At 73.7% G+C, this 17,831-nt stretch carries 14 protein-coding genes; 3 read left to right on the top strand and 11 right to left on the bottom strand.

From position 1 onward, the window contains the following. Positions 1–9 precede the first annotated feature (9 nt). The 7 genes from WJM95_RS09785 to WJM95_RS09755 all read right to left on the bottom strand — a co-directional run bounded on the left by WJM95_RS09785 (position 10) and on the right by WJM95_RS09755 (position 6,721). Entirely contained in the window at positions 10–804 is a 795-nt protein-coding gene (locus WJM95_RS09785) for a D-Ala-D-Ala carboxypeptidase family metallohydrolase (RefSeq protein WP_339129196.1), read from the bottom strand. A gap of 83 nt (positions 805–887) precedes the next feature. Further along, entirely contained in the window at positions 888–1,307 is a 420-nt protein-coding gene (locus tag WJM95_RS09780; protein ID WP_339129195.1) for a hypothetical protein, read from the bottom strand. Between the two features lie 43 nt (positions 1,308–1,350). Then, a complete protein-coding gene (locus tag WJM95_RS09775) occupies positions 1,351–1,734 on the bottom strand; it encodes a hypothetical protein (protein WP_339129194.1) in 384 nt (127 codons plus the stop codon). 38 nt (positions 1,735–1,772) lie between these two features. Further along, on the bottom strand, positions 1,773–3,119 hold the full coding sequence (locus tag WJM95_RS09770; RefSeq protein ID WP_339129193.1) for a GH25 family lysozyme: 1,347 nt from the start codon (positions 3,117–3,119) through the stop codon (positions 1,773–1,775). Between the two features lie 224 nt (positions 3,120–3,343). After that, complete coding sequence (locus WJM95_RS09765; protein WP_339129192.1) at positions 3,344–3,580, bottom strand: hypothetical protein; 237 nt, start codon at positions 3,578–3,580, stop codon at positions 3,344–3,346. Positions 3,581–3,987: 407 nt separating this feature from the next. After that, entirely contained in the window at positions 3,988–5,643 is a 1,656-nt protein-coding gene (locus WJM95_RS09760; protein WP_339129191.1) for a GAF domain-containing protein, read from the bottom strand. A gap of 40 nt (positions 5,644–5,683) precedes the next feature. Next, a complete protein-coding gene (locus tag WJM95_RS09755; protein ID WP_339129190.1) occupies positions 5,684–6,721 on the bottom strand; it encodes a rod shape-determining protein in 1,038 nt (345 codons plus the stop codon). A gap of 453 nt (positions 6,722–7,174) precedes the next feature. Here WJM95_RS09755 and WJM95_RS09750 point away from each other — a divergent pair, with 453 nt between their 5' ends. Beyond that, positions 7,175–10,840, top strand: coding sequence for a S8 family serine peptidase (locus tag WJM95_RS09750; protein ID WP_339129189.1), 3,666 nt, complete (start codon positions 7,175–7,177; stop codon positions 10,838–10,840). A gap of 175 nt (positions 10,841–11,015) precedes the next feature. Here WJM95_RS09750 and WJM95_RS09745 read toward each other — a convergent pair whose 3' ends face one another. Both WJM95_RS09745 and WJM95_RS09740 read right to left on the bottom strand, forming a co-directional pair. Next, on the bottom strand, positions 11,016–12,401 hold the full coding sequence (locus WJM95_RS09745) for a carboxyl transferase domain-containing protein (protein WP_339129188.1): 1,386 nt from the start codon (positions 12,399–12,401) through the stop codon (positions 11,016–11,018). Beyond that, positions 12,394–13,932, bottom strand: coding sequence for an acyl-CoA synthetase (locus WJM95_RS09740; RefSeq protein WP_339129187.1), 1,539 nt, complete (start codon positions 13,930–13,932; stop codon positions 12,394–12,396). Before WJM95_RS09740 ends, WJM95_RS09745 begins: the two co-directional genes overlap by 8 nt. 298 nt (positions 13,933–14,230) lie before the next feature. Here WJM95_RS09740 and WJM95_RS09735 point away from each other — a divergent pair, with 298 nt between their 5' ends. Further along, positions 14,231–14,866, top strand: coding sequence for a toxin-antitoxin system, toxin component (locus WJM95_RS09735; protein ID WP_339129186.1), 636 nt, complete (start codon positions 14,231–14,233; stop codon positions 14,864–14,866). Positions 14,867–14,911: 45 nt separating this feature from the next. Here WJM95_RS09735 and WJM95_RS09730 read toward each other — a convergent pair whose 3' ends face one another. Next, positions 14,912–16,018: a MerR family transcriptional regulator gene (locus tag WJM95_RS09730; protein ID WP_339135448.1), complete on the bottom strand. Its 1,107-nt coding sequence runs from the start codon at positions 16,016–16,018 to the stop codon at positions 14,912–14,914. 248 nt (positions 16,019–16,266) lie between these two features. Here WJM95_RS09730 and WJM95_RS09725 point away from each other — a divergent pair, with 248 nt between their 5' ends. Further along, positions 16,267–17,142 (top strand): hypothetical protein, encoded by an 876-nt coding sequence (locus tag WJM95_RS09725; RefSeq protein WP_339129185.1) that lies wholly within the window; start codon positions 16,267–16,269, stop codon positions 17,140–17,142. Positions 17,143–17,181: 39 nt separating this feature from the next. On the opposite strand, the gene WJM95_RS09720 is transcribed toward WJM95_RS09725, so the two are convergent. Continuing rightward, positions 17,182–17,811 carry a hypothetical protein gene (locus tag WJM95_RS09720; RefSeq protein WP_339129184.1) on the bottom strand — a complete coding sequence of 210 codons (630 nt, stop codon included), beginning with the start codon at positions 17,809–17,811 and terminating at the stop codon, positions 17,182–17,184. Positions 17,812–17,831: the final 20 nt, after the last annotated feature.

Raw genomic sequence — 17,831 nt, 5'->3', positions numbered from 1 at the left:
GGGACGGTGTCAGACCGTGCCGCTCTCCCACCACCACTCGCGGCCCAGGTCGGCCCGGCTGTCGACGTGCTGGTGGTCGACGGTGTACCGCTCCAGGCCGGAGAACCCGCAGGTCTCCGCCTTCTGGTACACGGTCTTGGTGGCCACGCCGGGAACGTCGAGGTCGGCCGCGGTGCCGTACAGGTGCATGCTGTCGCTGGCCCCGCCTATGTCGGCGTTGTGCGCGATGCTGCGGAAGCCGGAGTTGACCGTGATCGGCTTGTCGCCCAGCTTCTTGCGCAGCGCCTCCAGTTTGTACATGCAGCGCCGGGCGTTCTCCTTCGTGTTCGCCGCGCTCAGCTTGCCGCCGTCGAAGGTGCCGTTCGACTGGTCCACGAACTCACTCCAGTTGAAGTGGGCCGTGGAACCGTCCGATTGCTCCAGCGCGTTGAGCTTCGCCTGGGTGTTGGGACCGGCGACCCCGTCGTCGTCGAGACCGTACGCCGCCTGGAACCGCTTCACGGCCGCGGCCGTGCCGGGGCCGAAGTCGCCGTCGAGGCCGACCCGGGTGTGACTGGCGCTGTCGGCCGCCCAGCCCGAGACCCGGATCTGGAGTTCCAGCACGTCGGCGCCGCTGTCCCCCTGCTTCATGGTGCGCGACCACGCATAGGCCTGCGCGACACCGGAGAAGAGGAGCTGGCCGAACGCGGCGCCGGCACCGACGGCCAGCGTGCCGCGCAGCATGCTGCGGCGGTCGAGGGAGCGGCTGCCCACGGAGCGGATGCCGGCGGGGCGTCCGTCGGCGGAGCGGAAGAAGGAAGTCATCGTCGTCCTTTCGGAACGTCGGAAGGTCGGAGCGGTGGAGCGGTGGAGCGGTGGAGCGGTGGTGTGAGACGTACGGGCGAAGGTCAGTAGGCGAGGTGGAACGTCACGTTCTGCGCGTCCTGGTCGTAGGCGTGGATCCGCAGGACGAAGTGGGTGCCGTCCTTGACGTCGGTGGCGACGGTTCCCCACTCGGTGCCGTGGGTGGTGTACGCGTCATCGTTGTTGCACTTGGTCGTGTGGTCGACGAACACCACGCAGGCGTCCAGGTACCACCCGTCCGGCGTGCCCGAGTCGAGCCGGATGTTGATGTCGCCGCACCGCGAGGACGTGGTGTAGGTGCCGTACTCCTTGGCGGCCGCCTGATAGTGGTACGTCAGGGTCTTGGCCCCGCCGTAGCAACTCGTCGCGGCGGCCGAGGGCTGCGCGGAGGCGGGCGCGACGCCCACGCCCAGCAGCGCGGCCGCGGTGAACAGAACAGAGGCGAGAGCCCTGCTCCTGATCATGGTGGTCTCCGTTCGGGTGAGGGTGAGGGTGAAGCCGAGGGGCTCAGAAGGCGATCTGGAGGGTGGCGGAACTGCCTTCCAGATCCACGCCGTTGGGCACGGTGAACCGGGTGCCGTCCAGGACGTCGGTGGCGATGGTCGTCCAGCTCCGGCCGACATGGGTCCAGCGGTTGCAGACGCCGGTCTTCTCGAACTTCACGCAGGCGACCACGTACTCCGCGTCGCCGCCGGTCATACGCATGTTGATGTCGATGCAGCGGCCCGTGGTCACGTACGGGCCGAAGTCGCGCACCTCGCCGTAGTGCACCGTGACCGCTCCGCCGTAGCAGCTCGCGCCGGCGGTGGCGGCCGAGGCGGGCGCCGGAACGGTGAAGCCGAGGGCGACGAGCAGCGCGACGAGGGACGCGCGGGCGAACCGGCCGGTCATGGTCTTCCTCCTCGGGACGGCGAGGGCCAGGGCGGGGATCACCGGTTGGCCAGCCGGTCCAGATCGGCCTGGGAGCCGTTGAACACGTCCCCGGTGGCCGGAGCGCGGAGGCCCGGGAAGAGCGCGGCGTCGGTGTACTGCCACATCGTCCAGGTCGACGAGCCGTTCGGGACCGGAGGCTGCGTGATCGACTGGCGGTAGTCCGCGAGCTGGAGCGGATACCGGGCGAAGGCGGTGGTCGACCCCATGCAGTCGTCCAGGAAGGACTTCTGGGTGTAGATCATCGGGACACGGCCGAAGGCGGACTCCACCCGGTCGAGCCAGGCCTTGGCGTCGGCGACCGTGCCGTACGTGGGACAGCGTCCGCTGCCGTCGTCCATCCGCTCCAGATCGAAGATCGGGGGCAGGTCGCCGGCCCGCTTCCCGGTGTAGCCGGTCGCCCGCACGGCGGCGACGAACCGGTCGGCCTGCGCGGCACCCGTGTCCGCCGCCGTCCCCGTGTAGAAGTGGTACGGCGCCACGGCCAGCCCCGCCGCCCTGGCCCCTTCGAGGTCGGTGGCCAGATATTCGTCGGTGACGTTCATGCCCCGGGTGGCCTTGACCGTCGCGAACTCGGCGCCCGAGGCGCGGACGGCCTTCCAGTCGATCGCCGCGCCGCCCGGGTGCTGGTACTTGGCCGTGTCCAGCCCGTCGATCGGCCGGCCGGCCGGGTGGGGCGGGGCGCAGTACGCGTTACGGCCGGACCAGTCCACGAGCTTGGCCCAGGTGTTGGGACCGACCGTGCCGTCGGCGCTGAGGTTGGCGCAGTGCTGGAGCTCGACGACCCGGTCCGCGGTGCCGCCACCGAAATCGCCGTCGATGGTCAGCGGCGGATAGTGGAACGGCTCCATGGTCAGGTTCAGCCGGCACTGGACCTCCTTGACCTCGTCACCCTTCGCGCCCTGCTTCAGGGTCGGACGGGTGTCGGTGTGGCCGCACACGGTCGCCTGCACCGTGTCCGCCGTGCCCTGGGTCGCGCAGGTGTGCGGCTGCGCGGCCCAGGTGTTGAGCGCGGCCCAGGTGTTCGGGCCGAGCACGCCGTCCGCGCTCAGCCCGGCGCATCGCTGGAACTCCTTGACCCGCGCCTCCGTTCCCGATCCGAACGAGCCGTCCGCCGCGATCGGCGTGTACCGGCTCGGCTTCGTCGCCAGGTCGAGTTCGCACTGCGCCTCGACCGTCGCGTCCCCCGTCGACCCCTGTTGCAGCGTGGGCTGCGCGCTCGTGTGCCCGCAGACGGCGACCGCGGCGGCCGCGGCCCCCGTCGCCTGCGCCGACACGAGCCCGTACAGGGGCAGGACCGCTGCCACGGCGAGGGTCAGACCCCGCAGAAGCGTCCTAGTTCCCATCTGGTGTTCCCCTCTGGTCAGTCGCCGGGAACCCCCGGCCGCCGCCATGCTGGCAGCGCCCGACCTTCGGTGGAGTCTCCTGGTCCGCCTCGGGACGCCGGGACGGTCCCACGCCCATGACCTGCGCGAACGCGCCACCGCTGGGACGGACATGGGACACGGGCCGGTGCCGGGACCCACGGGGCGACCGGCACCGGCCGGGTCCCCGGCGGGGGCCGGGACGCTCAGGTGTCCGCGGCCCGCTTCCCGGCGAGGAACGCCACCAGTTCTCCCGGTACGAGGTGCCCGGCTTCCGGCTCCTCCCACTGGACGGGGTGGATGCCGTGGTCCGCGAGTCCCCGCACGAACTCCTCGGGCAGCCTGTCGCCCTCGACCAGATGGAGTCCGAGGAGGGCCTTCCGCGCCGAAGGATCCAGGGCTTCCCACCACTGCGTGACGCGCGCTTCGTTTCTGCTGTTCATGCGTCCCAGGTGACCACGGGCGGACCCGGGAGGCAGGGACCGCGGCCGGGCGCGTTGGCCCCGCGCGCGGGCCGGTGCGGGAACATGCTGCTCGGAGGGTAGGAGAGGCGCATCCGTGGGCACCATGCGTCTATGCGCGTCGACGAGGACGCCGGTCTCATCAGTCATGAGGAGGGGTCATGAACCGTCAGATCCGGATTCGCGTCAACCGTCGGCCCGCTGCTCCGCGCGAGACGCCGATCGACCGCAGGACACCGTCGGGGCGCCTGCTCCCGTACTGACCCCCCGTACGCACGGCGGGACGGCCCCCCGGTACGCACGGCGGGACGGCCCCCCCCGGTACGCACGGCGGGACGGCCCATCCGTATCCACGGTGACACGGTCCGCCCGGCGGGCCTTCGCGGCCGCTAGAGCGGTGACTGCCACGTGACGTTGGTGCCGTCGTCGCCGGGGTCCTCGCCGGCCGGGCCCCCGCGGCCGTCGTCGTGGACGGTCAGCCGCACGCCGGGGCGGCCGTCCGGCAGAGGCACCGTCACATCGACGGCCACCTCGATCCGCGACACCCCCGGGCGCCGTGAGGCGGCGGCCAGCGCGCGCCGCAGCGCGGCGAGCAGCCGGCCGGCCACGGGATCGGTGATCCGGTTCTCCACCGGGCCGGTGAACCGGGTGGACGGCTGGACGCCGAGGACCGCCGCGGCGCCCGCGGTCTCGCGCAGCACCTTGCCGCGGAAGGTGGTGGGGGCGTCGGCCGGCGGCTGCTGGAGCGCGAAGATCGCGGTGCGTACCTCCTGGACCGTGGCCTCCAGCTCGTCGACCGCCCGGCCGAGCGTCGCGGACACCTCCGCGCTCTCGCCGTCCCCGTGCGAGGCGTTCCTGCGCTGCGTCGACTCCAGCATCATGCCGGTCGCGAAGAGGCGCTGTACGACCAGATCGTGCAGGTCGCGGGCGATGCGGTCCCGGTCCTCGTAGACCGCGAGGAGTTCACGGCGGTGCCGGGCGTCGGCGAGGACCAGGGCGAGCGCGGCCTGCGAGGCGAACTGGACGGCCAGCAGGCGTTCGGTCTCCGTATACGGGCGCTCGCCCCGCCCGCGTGGCAGGGCCAGCGTCCCGACGAGCCGTCCCTCCGCCTGGAGCGGCAGCATCATGCTGGGCCCGAACCGGGACCGAACCGGGGTCGTCATCCGCGGGTCGGTCGCCGAGTCCTCGATGAACAGCGGCTCCCCGCCCAGGAGTTGTTCGAGGACGGGGCTGCCCGGCGCGATGGTGGTGCCCACGATCCCGGTGGGGTCGCCCGGAGTGGAGGCGACCACGATCTCCATGCCGCCCTCGGCCGTGGGCGTGAGGATGATCCCCGCCGAGGCGTCCGCGAGGATCCTCGCGCGTTCGGCGACCGTCGTCAGCGCGTCGGCGCCGGTCCCGCCGCTGAGCAGGGCGGTGGTGACGGCGGCGGCGCCCTCGATCCAGCGTTCCCGCTGCCGGGCCGTCTCGTACAGCCGGGCGTTGGCGATGGCGATGCCGGCCTGCGTGGCGAGCAGACGCACCAGTTCCTCGTCCTCGCGGGTCACGGGACCGCCGGCCTTGTCCGCCAGGCAGAGATTGCCGAACACCTCGTCGTCGACCCGGATGGGAACGTCCAGACAGATGTCGGACTCACGCGAGCCGCCGGACTCGGGGGAGCTGCCGGACTCACGCGAGCTGCCGGACTCGGGGGAGCTGCCGGACTCACGCGAGCTGCCGGACTCGGGGGAGCCGTCCGGCCAGGGGGAGTCGCCGGACCCAGGGGAGTCGCCGGGCTCGGAGGAGCCGTCGGACCCGGGGGATTCGCCGGCCCCCGAGGGCTGCGACTCCCGCACGGGCGGCGGCGGGCCGGGCGGTCGCGCCGTGCGGATGTGCACCAGCCCGTCCCGCCCCGGGTCCCTCATGCCGAGCGTCGCGTACCGGGCCCCGGTCAGCTCGGCGGCGGCGTCCACGATCCGCTGGAGGGTCGCCCGCAGTTCGAGTTCGGTGCCGATGCCGAGGACCGCCTCCAGAAGGCGCGGGAGCCCGGGCACCGGGTCGGTCACGGAAGGCTCCCGGACGCGGGTTTGCCTGGCCGCCGGCCCGTCAGCTCGCCAGCGGGTTCAGGATCATCGGCTCGATCTTGCCCTCCAGCATGTAGCCGAGGCCCTGCACGGCGCAGACGTCGGGCCGCTCGGCGATGTGGACGGGGACGCCGGTCGCCTGGCGGAGCATCTGGTCGAGCCCGGGAAGCAGCGCGCTGCCGCCGACCATCATGATCCCGCGGTCGGCGACGTCGGCCACCAGATCGGGCGGGCAGGACCGCAGCACCTTGCCGACACCGTCCAGTACGGCGGTCAGCGGCGTGGCGATGGCCCTGCGCACGGCGGCGGTGTCGACCTTCACCGAGCGCGCGAGACCGGTCGCCACGTCCCGCCCGTGGATCTCGGTCAGGGCCGGTCCGTGCGGGCTCAGCCCGTTGCCGGAGAGGGCGAGTTGCAGCGGCCGTACGGCCTGGCTCGGCAGCATCAGCTCGTGCTGGTGGCGCAGGTGCTGCACGATCGCGTGGTCGACCGCCTCACCGCCGACCGGGATGCGCTCGGCGGTGACGATCGAGCCCAGCGACAGCACGGCGAGCTGGGTCGCCGCGGCACCGCACACCATGATCATGGTGGCCTCGGGCCGCTCGACGGGCAGTCCGCAGCCGACCGCCGCGGCGATCAGGGTGTCGACGAGCTCGACGCGCCGCGCCCCGAGACCGACGAGCGTCTCGATCGTGGCGCGCTGCGCCAGCGGGTCCGCGTCGTGCGGGGTGCAGGCCGCGGCCCGCAGCCGGGGCTTGCGGCGCAGCGTGCGCCTGACCTTGTCGCCCAGCAGATTGCGCAGCATCCGCTGCGCCATGTCGATGTCGACGACCGTGCCGCCGGACACCGGGCGCACCACCCGGATGTAGTCGGGCGTGCGGCCCGTCATCCGCTCCGCGAACTCCCCGACCGCGATCAGCGCGCCCGTCTTCGTGTTGATCGCCGCGACGCTCGGCTGGTCGACGACCAGGCCCGCGCCCCGCACCCACACACGGGTCCGCGACGCGCCCAGGTCGACGGCGAAGTGACAGCGGCGCAGCTGCTCCAGACTGGCGGTCATGGCAGGTCCTCCCGAGGCGCAGACCGTGGGCTCCGCCGGGCGGCGGTCCTCTCTGAACATCCTGCGCGCGGGACACGGAGGCCGCCCCTTTTGGACGGCCGGGCGAGGTGCCGCCGGACGGGTGGCGGGGCCGGTGCAGGTTCCCCGGGTGGTCTCCGGGTGGTCTCCGGGGGGTCCCCGGGTCCGGTCCGGGGGAAGCGGGCGGCGGGCTTCCGCCATGGAGCCGGCTCGGCGCGGGATCGTTTCGCGTGGGCAACATCCCTGTTGCGGACGGCAGTTGGAGTCGGCCCGGTTTCTGCCGCTCCTACCGGCATGTCCTGGCGGGAAGCCGCCAGGGCGCCTTCCCGCCAGGCTCCGTCGGCTTCCTGACGGCACAACGCCCCGAGACTCTTCGCAAGTACCGGGCGCCACCCCCTGCCCGGCGCGCGCACGGCCGACGAAGAGAGGCCACGAATGACCACAGGACCACTGAGACGCCCGGCGGCGCTGCTGTCGGCCGGGCTCGTGCTCGCCCTGCTGCCGACGGCGCGGGCGGGCGCGGCCACCTCGGACACCGGGACCGCCACCCCGGCACCGACGGGCACCGCCTCCGTCCCGGCGCAGGCGAGAGCCGCGGGCGCCGCGTCCACCGTCACCCTCGTGACCGGTGACAAGGTGACCGTCACCGACGTCGGCGGCGGCAAGAAGACCGTGTCCGTCGTACGCCCCCGGGGTGCCACGGGAGCCGTGCGCACCCAGGTCGCCGACGGCGCCGTCACCGTCGTACCGGACGAGGCGCTGCCGTATCTGCGGGCCGGCACCCTCGACCGGCGGCTGTTCGACGTGAGCGAGCTGATACGGCAGGGGCTCACCGACCGGCAGACCGGTGAGCTGCCGCTGATCGTGACGTACGACCCGAAGGCCCGCGCGGCCGTCCCCGGCGGCGCCGAACGCACGCGCTCGCTGCCGAGCATCCGCGGCGCGGCGCTCGACGCGGACAAGGGCCGGACCTTCTGGAAGGCGATGACCCGGCAGCTGACCGGGCCGACGGGGATCGGCAAGGTCTGGCTCGACGGGCGGGTCGAGGCCGACATGGCCGAGAGCAACGCCCAGATCGGCACCCCGAAGGCGTGGGAGGCCGGGCTCACCGGCAAGGGCGTGACCGTCGCCGTGCTCGACACCGGCGTCGACACGAGTCACCCCGACCTGGCGGGCCGGGTCGCGCAGACCAAGAGCTTCATCGACGGCGAGGAGGTCGCCGACCGCAACGGGCACGGCACCCACGTCACCTCCACGGTGGGCGGCACCGGCGCCGCCTCCGACGGCAAGGAGAAGGGGGTCGCGCCCGAGGCCACCCTCGCCGTCGGAAAGGTCCTCAGCGACCAGGGTTCGGGCAGCGAGTCGCAGATCATCGCGGGCATGGAGTGGGCCGCGCGGGACGTGCACGCCAAGGTGATCTCGATGAGCCTCGGCTCCACCGAGCCCAGCGACGGCACCGACCCCATGGCCGCCGCCGTCGACACCCTCTCGAAGGAGACCGGCGCCCTCTTCGTCATAGCCGCAGGCAACACCGGCGCCCCCTCCTCCATCGGCTCGCCCGGCGCCGCCGACTCCGCGCTGACCGTCGGCGCGGTGGACTCCGCCGACCAGGCCGCGTACTTCACCAGCGCGGGACCGCGCTACGGCGACAACGCGCTCAAGCCCGACCTCTCCGCGCCGGGCGTCGACATCCTCGCCGCCCGCTCCCAACTCGTGGGAGGCAGCGGCTACTACACGTCCATGAGCGGTACGTCGATGGCGACACCGCATGTCGCGGGCGTGGCCGCGCTGCTCGCCCAGGAGCACCCGGACTGGACCGGCGCGCAGCTCAAGAACGCGCTGATGTCCACCTCCAAGGAACTCGACGCCTCCGCCTACCAGTTGGGCGCCGGAAGGGTGAGCGTCCCGGACGCGGTCGACGCGAGGGTCACCGCCACGGGCAGCGCCGACCTCGGCTTCCACGGCTGGCCTTACGAGGACGACAAGCCCGTCACGAGGACGATCACCTACACCAACTCCTCCGACGCGGCGGTGCGGTTGAGCCTCGCCGCGGAGGGGGCCGGCGAGGGTGTCGCCACCCTCGCCGACACCACGCTCACGGTGCCCGCGCACGGCACCGCGTCCACCACGCTCACCGGCGACGCCTCGACGGCACCCGTGGGCCAGACCTCGGGCCGGATCGTGGCCTCGGTGGACGGGACCCCGGTCGCGCACACCGCGTTCGGGCTGGTCAAGGAGGAGGAGCGGTACACGCTCACCGTCCATGTGAAGGACCGTGACGGCGCACCGACCGCCGCGGACCTCGCCGTCCAGCAGCTCGCGAAGGACACCGACGCCTACCCGGTGTCCGTCGGCGACTCCGGCACGCTGAAGCTGCGCCTGCGGCCCGGCACGTACAGCCTCACGTCGTTCCTCGACGTGCGCGGCAGCCACGGCGCCGACTCGCTCGGCCTCGGCTTCCTCACCGCACCGCAGACCGTGCTCGACCGCGACCGCGAAGTCACCCTGGACGCGCGGACGTTGAGAGAGGTCGCCGCGAAGGTCGACCGGCGCTCCGAGACCCGGCAGCTGATCATGGAGTACGACCGGACGGGTGGCGGATCGGACCTGTTCGGCGCCGTCCAGGTGCCGGTGAAGTACGACAGCGTCTTCGCCGCCCCGACCCGGAAGGTCACCGAGGGCACCTTCGACTACCGGACGGTGTGGCGGCTCGGGAAGCCGCTCCTCGACGTCGCCGGCGTCAAGGAGGCCCTCGTCCAGCCGGGCACCACCCTGACCGAGGGCCGCAGCAGGCTGCCGCTGGTCGACGTCGGAAGCGGACCGTTCACCGGGGTGCGCGGCAAGGCCGTCCTGGCCCGGCTCACCGACGGCGTCGAGCCCGGCGCGCTCGCGCAGGCGGCCCAGGACGCGGGGGCCAAGGCCCTGTTCGTCACCGACGACACGGCGGGCCGCCTCAACGCCTGGTTCGGCACGGACGCCTACGAGGACCGGCCGCTCCAGGTCGCCACGGTCGACGCGGCGGACGCGGCACGGCTGCGCGCGCAGCGGACCGTCGACATGACCGGCACCCGCAACTCGCCGTACGTGTACGACCTTTCGCACGGCTACAAGGGAGCCGTACCGGACCGGAGTCTCACCTATGAGCCCGGCCGCGGTGAACTGGCGGTGCTGAACACCAGGTTCCACGCGGTGAAGCCGGTCGCGGGCAGCGAGTTCCGCTACTCGATCGCCGACCCCTTCCCGATCGGACTCGGCTTCCAGGAGCGGATCGACTACCCGGCCGAGCGCACCGACTACGTCTCCACCGGCACCGGACAGACCTGGTCGGAGTCCGTGAACGTCGGGGCGGGCACGCTGGAGGAGCGCAGCGGCCTGGTCGCCTACCGGGGCGGTGCCCACCGGGTCCTGAACTGGTTCAAGCCGGTCTGGCACCCGTGGCTGGGCACCGGACTCGGCTGGGGCCAGCAGCGCGCGGGCAACGTCATCCAGTTCAACACCCCCGGCTGGGGCGACGCCGGACCCGACCACACCGGCTTCGGCGACGTGTGGAGCGACGACACCGGGATGACCCAGTTCACCGAGGTCTACCAGGACGGTGCCCTGCTCGCCCGGCGGCAGAGCTCCGCCGGATACGTCTGGGACGCGCCCGCCGACGAGCACACCTACAAGGTGGTCACGGACACGACCCTCGACCCCGGGCGCTGGAAGCTCTCCACCAAGGGCCACACCGAGTGGACCGTCCGCTCGGCGGCCACCCCCGACGACCACTGGACCTTCCTCCCGCTCGTCAACCTCGGCTACGACATCGACACCGACCTGGCGGGCGACGTGCGCGGCGGCAAGGTCCCGGTGAGCGTGTACGCCGAGTACGTCAAGGGGGCGTCGGACACCGGCGCCATCTCCGGCGGCAGGCTCGAGGTGTCGTACGACGACGGGAAGACCTGGAAGGCGGTGCCGCTGAGCGGCGGCGGCACGGCGCGCTGGACGGGCACGCTGAACGTTCCGCGCGGCGCCGCGTTCGTGTCGCTGCGGGCCTCCGCCCACGACGACCGGGGCGGTTCGGTCAGCCAGGAGACCATCCGGGCCGTGGGCGTCCGGTGACCGGTCGCCGGGTGGCGGGCCGCCCGGGGCGGGAGCCCGCCACCCGGTCCACTCCCTCCGGGCCGCCACCGCGGCGGCCCGGAGGGCGGGCGGCCACCGTCGTGGCTCCCGCGTGAGCAGGCGGCCGTCGGCCCCTCTTGGGAGGGAGGAACCGACGGCCGCCGTCCGTTCGGGCTCAGGCGTGGTGCGGCGAGATGCCCCGGATCACCCCGAGGTCCAGCAGGTCCTGCGGCCGCAGCCGGAGCTGGTCGGCCGTCGCCCTGATCTCGCCCGCGGGCCGCTTCAGGATCGCCGCCGCCGACTCCGGCGCGATGACCGAGAAGTAACTGTCCGGCGTGGCCCAGGTGTTGCCGGGCGCGGCCAGCGCCAGCGCACCGCCCGAGCCGCCCTCGCCGATCACCAGGGTGGTCACGGGCGTCCTGGCGGTGGCGACCGCGGCGAACAGGTCCGCGATCGCCGGGCCGGCCCCCTGCCGTTCGGCGTCCGCGTCGTTCGCCGCGCCCGGGGTGTCCACCAGCGTCAGGACCGGGATGCCGAGCCGGCCCGCCATCCGCACCAGCCGGGCCGCCGTGCGGTATCCGGAAGGACGGGTCGGGGTGCCGCGCTGGGCCGCGTACGCGACCGTCCGCCCGTCGTGCGCCCGGCCGAAACCGCACAGCACACCGTCGTCGGCGCCGCCGCAACGGTCCCCGCCGATCGCCGCCCGGCGGGTGAAGTACGCGTCCAGGTAGGCCTCGGCGCGCGGGCGTCCCGCGGACCGGGCCCGCCGCACCGCCTCCCAGCCGGTCGCGGGCAGCTCCGTCGCGTCACCCAGCGCAGCCGGAACGGGCGCGGCCCCGGCGGCGGGCCCGGTGAGCAGGTCCAGCCACAGGGCGAGCGCCTCCCGCAGCCCCTCCTTCGGTACGAGGGCGTCGACCGAGCCCGCCGCGACCTGCGCCTCGGCCGTGTACGCCGCCGGATCCGCGCCGGGCGGACGGACCCGGGAACCCGCGAAGGCGACCTGGGCCCCCGGCAGCGCCAGCGTCACATCGGCGCCCGCCCCGAGCGTGGCCCAGCCGCCGCCCGTCGTCGGATCCCGCAGGACCGCGACCTGGGCGAGCCCGGCGTCCCGGGTGAGCGCCGACTGCCGGGCCACGCGCTGGAGCTGGGTCAGGGCGAGCATGCCCTCCTGCATCCGGCTGCCGCCCGTGGCCACGAGCGAGACGACGGGCAGCCGGTGGGTCCGGGCGTAGTCGTGGGCGGCCTCCAGACGGTCCCCGGTGCGTTCGCCCAGGGAACCGCCGAGGAAGCCGAACTCGAAGGCGACGAGGACGGCGGTGACCGGTCCGAGCGGAGCCCGGCCGTCGGTCGTCGTGCCGAAACTCGCCGTCCCGAAGGTCGCCGTACCGCAGACGACCGACTCCTCCTCGCCGGTACGGGCCACGGCGCGCGCCCGGGCGTCGCCGTACCCCGCCCAGGACAGTGGACCGTCCGGCGGGAACGTCGCGTCGGGGCAGGGGAGTTCGGCGAAGCTGTCGGTGACCAGGGCGATGGCCTCGCGGGCCGAGATCCGTTCAGTCACGCGGCAGCTCCCTCTTCAGGATCTTGCCCATGTCGTTGCGGGGCAGCGCCTCCAGGAAGCGCACGGTGCGTGGCCTCTTGTGCGGGGCGAGACGGAGGGCCACGTGGTCGGCCAACTCCCCGGCGGACGGCGGCGCCTGGAGATCGAGCGGGACGATCCAGGCCGCGACGAGCTCGCCGAGGTCGGCGTCGGGCTCCCCGGCCACGGCGGCCTCGCGCACCCCGGGGTGTTCGAGGAGCGCGTTCTCGATCTCGCCCGCGCCGATCTTGTATCCGCCGCTCTTGATCAGGTCGGTGGCCTTGCGGCCGACGATACGGACGGAGCCGTCGGGGTCGAGGACCGCCATGTCCCCCGTACGGAACCAGCCGTCGGCGCTGTACGCGGCGGCCGTGGCGTCCGGCCGGTTCAGATACCCGGTGAAGAGGTTCGGGCCGCGCACCTGGATCTCGCCCACGCTCTCGCCGTCGTACGCCCCGGCCGGGGTGCCGTCGGCCTCGTACCAGGCGATCCGCGTCCCGTCCTCCTCGACCAGACGCAGACCGACGCCGGGCAGCGGCACGCCGACCGTCCCGGGCCGTACCTCCCCGTCCGCCCGCACGCTCGTGTTCATCAGGGTCTCCGTCATGCCGTACCGCTCGACGACCCCGCGACCGGTCGCCGCCCTGATCCGCTCGTGGTCGTGCAGGGGAAGCGCGGCCGAGCCCGACACGAGCAGCCGCGCCCCACGCAGCGCCTCGGCGAGCCCCGGGTCCTCGCCGAGCGCCTCGGCGAGCCGGTGGTACATCGTCGGCACCCCGAACAGCATGGTCGCCCCCGCGTCCAGCTCCCGCGCCACGCCCTCGGCGCTGAACCGGCCCAGATGACGCACGGAACCGCCGCGCCGCAGCGGGCCCAGGACGCCGATGATCAGCCCGTGCACATGGAACAGCGGCAGGCCGTGCACCAGCACGTCGTCGCCGGTCCACTGCCAGGCGTCGGCCAGCGCGTCCAGGGTCGCGGCGATCGCCCGGCGCGGGATGACCGCGCCCTTGGGCGGACCCGTGGTGCCGGAGGTGTAGACGACCAGGGCGGGGGAGGCGGGGTCGCGGACCGCCGCCGTCACGCCCACCACCACCTCGGTCCCCTCCTCCGCCTCGACTCCCGCCTCGGCTCCTTCCTCAGCCGCCGTCTCCGTCGTCACCTCGACGTCGATACGTTCCAGCGCCCCGAGCGCGGCCGGAAGCGTGTCGCCCGGGGCCGCGAGCACCAGGGACGGCGCGCTGTCGCCCACGATGTGACCGAGCTCCGTCTCCCCGGACCTCGGGTTCAGCGGTACGGCCGGCACGCCGGCGAGCAGCGCGGCGACGGCACCGACGGCCGTCTCCAGGGTCGGCGTCGCCCAGAGAGCGACCCTCCCGGCACCGTCGAGCCGTGCGGCCAGCGCTCCCGCGGAGGCGGCCAGTTCCGCGTACGTCAGGGACCGGTCGCCGAAGCGCAGCGCGGACCGGTCCGCGACCGAACCGCTCACCAGGGCCGGGAAGAGGGAGAACACGAGGACTCCTTGCCGAGAGGACTTCACCGGGAGGGACAGCCTCTTCCTACACGATCGGGACCGGCGACCGGGTGGTCGGCGGCCCGATCGCGCCGGGGACGTGGAGGGAGGGCGCAGGCGCCGTAAGGATCGTCCGGAAACCGGGAACGATCGTTCGGGAACCGTGGCGTGGACGGACCCGGACACGTAGGGTCGGGCTCGCGTCACAACTTGACGAGTCAACTGCCGGGAGACCTTTGGTGAGTGAGTCCCCGCCGCACCTTCCCGAGGTCCTGCCGGACGGCGAGGAGGCGGAGCGATGACGACGAGGCCTGCCGGCTCCGTCGGAAGGTTCATGGGGGCGCTGCGTCCGCGCGGGACCCGCTCCGAGATGCGCGCGCTGGCGGTGGAGCTCGGCCGGGTGCTGCGGAGAAGGATCGATACGCCCGTCGACGTGCGGGAGTTGGCGGAGGCCCTCTGCGCGGAGATGAGCAGACGCCGGGGCGGCCGTCCGGTGCGGCTCCGCTTCGAACGCTTCCCTGACGAGATCGAAGTCACCGGTCTGTGGATGGAGTTCGGCGACTTCGACCTCGTCGTGGTCGAGGAGCGTGCCGAGACCGTGCAGCAACTCGTCATCCTCGGGCACGAGTTGTGGCACATGAGGGAAGGCCACCGCGACCACCACGCGGACGGCGCCACGGCCGTCGCGCGGGCGGCCCTCTCGGACCGGTCCGGCTGGCGTGATCCCGGACCGCGGGCGCCGTTGCGGCAGGAGGTCGCCCGTACCGTCGCCGCCCGCGACGGATCACGTCAGGCGGACGAGGCGCAGGCCGAGGCCTTCGGCCTGCAACTGGCGAGCGTCTTCCGCTCCTGGGTGACCGGCCCCGGCGGCGGCGCCGCCTCCGACCCGGTCGGCCGCGCCATCGAGGCATCCCTCGGCTACCGCAGGCCCTAGGGTGTGCCAGGCGTCGCACGGCGGACGCGACCGTGCGGACACGACCTAGGCGAACCGGAGGCCGGACGGGCGGTCGGTCGCCTCGACCACGTCCGCGACCACGCAGCTGACGTTGTCCGGCCCGCCCGCTTCGTTCGCCGCCGCGACCAGCGCCCGTACGGCCGTGTCCGGATCGGGCGACGACGTGAGAAGCCGCTCGATCCCCTCCTCCGGCACGACGGTGGACAGGCCGTCGGAGCACAGCAGATAGCGGTCGCCCGGCCGGACGTCCTGGAGCCGCAGATCGGGTACGTCGGCGGGGGAGCCCAGTGCCTTGAGCAGCATGGCCCGCTGGGGATGCGCGGTCGCCTCCTCCGGGGTGAGACGGCCCTCGTCGATCATCGACTGGACCACCGTGTGGTCGTGGGTGATCCGGAACAGCCCGCCGTCGCGGAGCACATAGGCACGGGAGTCCCCGATGTGGACGAGCGCGAGCTGGGAGCCGGTCCACACCAGGGCCGTGAGCGTGCTGCCGGTGCCGGTGCCGCCGCCGTCCGGGACCCCGGCCGTGGCGTGCCGCGGCACCAGGTCCGCCACCGCCCGCGCCGCGCCCTCCACGGCGTCCTCCAGCAGGTTGAGCACGCCACCGGCCGACAGCGGTTCGTCGTCCAGGAACGTCAGGGCCTGCACGGCCGCCGTGCTCGCGGGTGCGCCGCCCGGCCCGCAGCCGTCGGCGACCGCGAGGACGCGGGCCCCCGCGTGGACGCTGTCCTGGTTCGCCGTACGGACCAGGCCGGTGTCGGAGAGGGCGGAGTAGCGGAGTTCCAGCATGCTGGTGTCCTTCCCTGGGGACGGTGACAGATGGTCCACGAGGAACGCCGCCAGATCCCGGCGGGCGGACGTCTCGGCCTCGACCCCGGCCCAGTACGCGCCGATCTCCCGCGCGGCCGGACCCGGTTCGAGGGCGCACACCCTGCGGATCCGGGCGAGCGGCATGCCGAGCCGCCGCAGCCAGGCCACGAGCCGCGCCTGTTCGAGCTGCTCCGCCGCGTAGTAGCGGTAGCCGGTGCCGGGGTCGACCCGTGCGGGACGCAGCAGCTCCAGTTCGTCGTAGAGCCGCAGCGCCTTGGGCGACAGCCGCGAGGCCTTGGCGAAGGCGCCGATCGTCAGCATGTCCACGTGTCCACCCCGTCGCTCCCCTGCCCGGACCGCGGCCGGCACTGGCCCCGGTCCTGGTTCTGGTTCCTCGTTCCGTCACCGATGCTGGGCCCTGCCCCTTGGTGAAGGTCAAGTGTGGCCCGGACCGGGAGCGAGCGGGTTGTTAGCCTGCGGCGGTGTTCCAGGGACGGCGTACCGGTGGGGTGCGCCGCAGACAGGGGCGCCGGTGCCCGCGCCGGTGCCGTACGAGGTTGGAGTCCGTCGTGGCCCGTATCGCGCTCGTCACCTACGACCCGGGCGAGGAGCCCGGCGCGGACCGGGATCTGCCCGTGCTGCGGGGAGCCCTCGTGGAGGCCGGGGCGGTGGCGGAGATCGTGCACTGGGACGATCCCGCGGTCGACTGGGCCGGGTTCGACCTGGCGCTGATCCGGTCGACCTGGGACTACAGCCGGCGCGTGCCGGAGTTCGTGGCGTGGGCCGAGCGGTGCGCGGGGCTCACGCGGCTGCTGAATCCGGCGCCGGTCGTGCGGTGGAACACGGACAAGCGGTACCTCGGGGACCTGGCGGAGGCGGGGGTGCCGGTCGTGCCCACCCGGTACGTCGCGCCGGGGGACCTCGTCGAACTGCCCCGCGACCACGAGTTCGTGGTGAAGCCCACGGCGGGGGCCGGCGCGCGCTACGCCGCCCGGTACACACCCGCCGAGGCCGGGACGGCCCTCGGGCAGCTCGCGCGGATGCACGCCGAGGGGCTGACCGCCATGGTCCAGCCGTACGTGCGGGACATCGACACCCGGGGCGAGCGGGCGCTCCAGTTCTTCGGCGGACGGCTGCTGCACGCCAGCCGCAAGGGGGCCGTGCTGGAGCCGGGGACGCCGTTCGACGGCGACAAGACGCCCCATCCGCGGCTGGAGGCCTGGGAGCCCACCGAGGCCGAACTGGCGGTCGCCGAGAAGGCGTTGGCCGCCGTCCCGGGCGGCCCCGACGGCGTGCTCTACGCCCGGGTCGACCTGGTCGACGGCGACGACGGCGGGCCCCGCCTGATGGAGCTCGAACTCGTCGAGCCGAACCTCTTCCTGTGGCTCCACCCCGGGTCGCTGCCCGTCGTCGTGGCTCTGATCATCGAGGCCGCCGCCCGCTGAGCGGGGCCGCCCCGGCCCGTCGGCGGCCGCGTCCGCGCACTACGGGCCGGGGTGTCCGGGGTGATCCGCGACGGGCCCCTTGACGCCCACCCGTTGCAGCAGCCCCCAGGTGAACTCCGCCGCGCACGCCTGCGGCACACCCGAGGCGTCGGGAGCGGTGAACGCCAGACCCCACCGGGTCGGGGCGGTGCCCTCCAGGGGCCGGGCGGGAGCGAAGGCGCGGGCCGCCTCGTCGACCGTGCAGGACCAGGGGGCCAGGTCCTCCAGGGTCTCCAGCACGGGGGCGGGGGCGCCCGGGGCCCGCACCAGCCATTCGTTCCAGGCGACGCCGTTCGGGGCGAGCAGGACCTCGAAGCGCAGACCTGGCCACAGCGGCACAGGCCATTGCAGGGCCTCGCAGGTCAGGTCGCCGATCCGGCGTTCGCGCACGGACTCGGGGGTGCCGAGGACGGAGCGGTGGCGCGAGGCGGCTGACCGGGAGCGCGGCGCGTGCAGCATCGCCTGCCAGCGCCGGTTGGCCTCGCGCATGTCCGCGATCGACACCCCCAGCGTGTGACGGGCGTCCTCGACCAGGCCGGGGTTGTGATCGGCCATGCGGCGCAGCAGGACCAGCTGGAAGTCGAGCGGGGTGAAGGGGGCGGCGGGGCGTTTGGCCGGCATGCGGTCCATGATCCCGCACCGGGCCACGC

The sequence above is a fragment of the Streptomyces sp. f51 genome (assembly GCF_037940415.1).
GTDB lineage: Bacteria > Actinomycetota > Actinomycetes > Streptomycetales > Streptomycetaceae > Streptomyces.
Note: the sequence above shows the minus strand (reverse complement) of the source record. Positions and strands in the feature narration are given on the sequence as shown.

What these genes read in the sequence shown, in the direction of transcription:
- WJM95_RS09785 (WP_339129196.1), bottom strand. Translation starts at nt 804, where the DNA reads ATGACTTCCTTCTTCCGCTCCGCCGACGGACGCCCCGCCGGCATCCGC.
- WJM95_RS09750 (WP_339129189.1), top strand. Translation starts at nt 7,175, where the DNA reads ATGACCACAGGACCACTGAGACGCCCGGCGGCGCTGCTGTCGGCCGGG.
- WJM95_RS09765 (WP_339129192.1), bottom strand. Translation starts at nt 3,580, where the DNA reads ATGAACAGCAGAAACGAAGCGCGCGTCACGCAGTGGTGGGAAGCCCTG.
- WJM95_RS09720 (WP_339129184.1), bottom strand. Translation starts at nt 17,811, where the DNA reads ATGGACCGCATGCCGGCCAAACGCCCCGCCGCCCCCTTCACCCCGCTC.
- WJM95_RS09755 (WP_339129190.1), bottom strand. Translation starts at nt 6,721, where the DNA reads ATGACCGCCAGTCTGGAGCAGCTGCGCCGCTGTCACTTCGCCGTCGAC.
- WJM95_RS09770 (WP_339129193.1), bottom strand. Translation starts at nt 3,119, where the DNA reads ATGGGAACTAGGACGCTTCTGCGGGGTCTGACCCTCGCCGTGGCAGCG.
- WJM95_RS09730 (WP_339135448.1), bottom strand. Translation starts at nt 16,018, where the DNA reads ATGCTGACGATCGGCGCCTTCGCCAAGGCCTCGCGGCTGTCGCCCAAG.
- WJM95_RS09735 (WP_339129186.1), top strand. Translation starts at nt 14,231, where the DNA reads ATGACGACGAGGCCTGCCGGCTCCGTCGGAAGGTTCATGGGGGCGCTG.
- WJM95_RS09780 (WP_339129195.1), bottom strand. Translation starts at nt 1,307, where the DNA reads ATGATCAGGAGCAGGGCTCTCGCCTCTGTTCTGTTCACCGCGGCCGCG.
- WJM95_RS09775 (WP_339129194.1), bottom strand. Translation starts at nt 1,734, where the DNA reads ATGACCGGCCGGTTCGCCCGCGCGTCCCTCGTCGCGCTGCTCGTCGCC.